Below are 2,763 nucleotides of genomic sequence, written 5' to 3' on the forward strand. Positions count from 1 at the left end.
CTCCTTGCTGCGGTGCTGGCCTGCTACGGCCCTGCCGCCGCCCAGAGCGGCATCCCACGCGCCTTGGAATATCAGCCCAAGGACAGGGAGACGAGCACGGTGCCTGACGGCATCGTGTTCCATCGCGGCCAGACCTACCTCATTCGCCACAGCCGTGCGGCGCTGGTGGATGTCACCTTGGTGCCAAAGGGGCAGGTGCTGACCGCAGAAGGGCGGCTCGTGGCGCTGCCGTCCGATTATGCCAGGGCGACCACCCCGACGCTGCGCGAGGGACTCTTCGCCGTGCTAGGACAGGCTTATCTGATCCGCCACGGCCGCATGCAGCGGGTGAATGCAGAGCTGGTGCCTGCGGGGCAGGTGCTGACGGCGGAGGGTCAGCTCGTGCCGCTGCCTTTGGATTTCAGTGGGTTTGTGCTGGATCGTGCGCCGGACGGCACCGTGCTGCAAGCGCCGCTCGTCCAGGCGGGGCCACAGGTGCTCTCGCGTCAGGCGGGAGTGACACAGGCACCCAAGGCCATCCCCGCAGGCACGAAGCCCAGGTTCAAGCCCATCAGCCTTGATTTGCCACGTGCCGCTGAAATCCCTGAAGCCGACTTGCCACAGGCCGTGGCTGCCCCTGCAGCCGATTTGCCACGTGTCGCGGCAGCCCTATTCCCCCCGATAGCCGAGGAGATCCGCTCCCCATTGCCACTGCCTGCAAACCTCCTCCCGCCGGCACCGCCATCCACGAAAACCCCGTGATGTGCTGTCGTGGAAGCGCCGGTCCTTCCTTTCTTGACTGCCTTTCGGCGAGCGCCCACGAGCTGATTTCCCACGAGGGAATCACACCACCAGCGCTCCGCTGCCACCCATCTGGACGTCGGCTTTGGCCTGGGAGTCGGGAAGGGGGCCTTTGCTGGGAGCCCGCCAAGGTCCGTAGTACGACATAACAAGTCTCTTGCGCACCAGCCGACACTTTTGTTATCCTTGCCCAATATTCATCCGCACCTCCCGCCCGCCGTCGCCTGATCCGAGTCGTTCGCCCAACTTCAGCACGCCATGCGAATCACCCTGTTAGCCCTCCTTTCCTCCCTCGGTCTGATCTCATGCGGCCGACAGACAATGATGGATGCCGATGCTGCCCTAAATTGGAGTTTGTCGGCAGACGCCCAAGGCAGATCGAAGGCTGCAGTGTATTCGTATCAATACCCCGATGGTTCCTGGATCACGATTTCTACAGCCAGACTGACGGAGACTGCCTCTGGAACAATCTATGACAGCGGCGAGATATTGAAGACGGGTTATTTCGTTTATCCAGGCAGCATGAACGCAACGACCATTCAGGATGCGATCCGCATGGCCGCGCAGATTCTCAAAGGCCGGCAAGCCTCCAAAAACTAGATCATCTGAAGCAGGACTCGTATGACTCATGAACACACAAGATCAGACCCCAGACCCGCCTGACTCGTCCTCACTTGAAAGCAGTTCGCATTCACCGAGGTCGGATATTTATCCTGTCGGCGTCTATGCCCTGGTCTTCCTTGGCCTTGCGGGTCCGGCGCTTTCCTTCGGGGAGTGGGGCCAGTGGGACACATTGAGATGGTTGCTGAAAGTTTTCGGGTGGCTCTCGATCTTAGCGGGTTGTCTCGTTGCGATAGCCGACTTGCGCGTTCGGCGGGTGTTACGGTTCACCCCTTGGGTGGCAGGATTTTTCACTGCCTTCATGGTATGGATGTTGTCGATCTCGCAAAAGCCGATCATGCAGTCAGTCGTTCCCCTGACTTGGTTTGCCATTGTGACGGTTTGGTTTACCTACCTTCGGCTGAGGGTGCCCGAGTTTTTCGGGCTGCCTGGTCACGCAGACAGACCCACGAACCCGTGATTGAGTCCCCCAGCCAAACCAAGGCCGAAGAAAACGGATGCAGGAAACGGCTCGTATGGCATCTGTCGTGTCATAGGCGGTTGCCAGCGCCTCCCTCGGCGCTGCCCTTAGGGTTGCCTTATGCAAGTCATGTCGGTTGACGCGAGTTCCCGCTTGCCGTCGCCTGATCCCTAACTTTCGCCCAGCCTCAATACGCCGCTCGCCATGAATATGAACTTTGACAATCCATTCGTGATCCTCGCGGTCTTTGTTTTTGCTGTGTCCGCTGTCGCCTCAGTTTTTGGCCCTGCTCGCTGGAACACCGAGAAGCCCAAGCTTAAGTTTGCCCTGATTGGCGGATTGCTCCTGCTCGCAGGTGTTGCGACATTTCTGTTTGCACAATCCTAGCAGACTGTCGGACTTAGAAATTAAAGGCGCTGAGAATCGGCTGTACGATTTTCGATTCATCACGACACACCAGGAATTGAGCCCGTCTTCGCGGAGGCGGGCCAGCCCCCCTTTCCTCATTTTTCGCAGAGAAATGTAACGCTAAAGTAGCGCCAAGGGTGGCGCGCATGCGATGAACGACAGCGGGCGATTCTTCACCAAATTCGCTAATTGGGAGAACCATCAGGGGGCATGTGCATAGCAGTGATTTCAAAAATGAACTGGAATGGGGTCACCAGCAGCGACCGACTCGCCCATTTGTTAGTGCATACAGGTTGCATTAATTCATTATCTAATGCAATATTTTTGCGTTATAGAACTTCACCCACTGATGCACCTAATGACACCGAAGCTCCCTGTCACCGTCCTCTCCGGCTTCCTCGGAGCTGGGAAAACCACCTTGCTCAATCACATCCTGCGAAACCGCGAGGGACGCAGAGTTGCCGTCATCGTCAATGACATGAGCGAGGTCAATG

General features: G+C 58.1%; 3 protein-coding genes and 1 pseudogene. All 4 read left to right on the plus strand.

All coding sequences use genetic code 11. The annotated features are described in order from the left end of the window. A pseudogene (locus ACIREA_RS30090) lies at positions 1-741 on the plus strand (hypothetical protein); the annotation flags it as partial. A 297-nt stretch (positions 742-1,038) separates the two neighbouring features. Further along, positions 1,039-1,380: a hypothetical protein gene (locus ACIREA_RS30095; protein ID WP_397386009.1), complete on the plus strand. Its 342-nt coding sequence runs from the start codon at positions 1,039-1,041 to the stop codon at positions 1,378-1,380. 685 nt (positions 1,381-2,065) lie between these two features. Continuing rightward, positions 2,066-2,248, plus strand: coding sequence for a hypothetical protein (locus ACIREA_RS30100; protein ID WP_397386010.1), 183 nt, complete (start codon positions 2,066-2,068; stop codon positions 2,246-2,248). A gap of 379 nt (positions 2,249-2,627) precedes the next feature. Further along, a partial coding sequence (locus ACIREA_RS30105; protein WP_397386011.1) for a GTP-binding protein occupies positions 2,628-2,763 on the plus strand: 136 nt, incomplete at its 3' end.

It is taken from the genome of Prosthecobacter sp. (genome assembly GCF_044373815.1).
Taxonomy (GTDB): Bacteria; Verrucomicrobiota; Verrucomicrobiia; order Verrucomicrobiales; family Verrucomicrobiaceae; genus Prosthecobacter.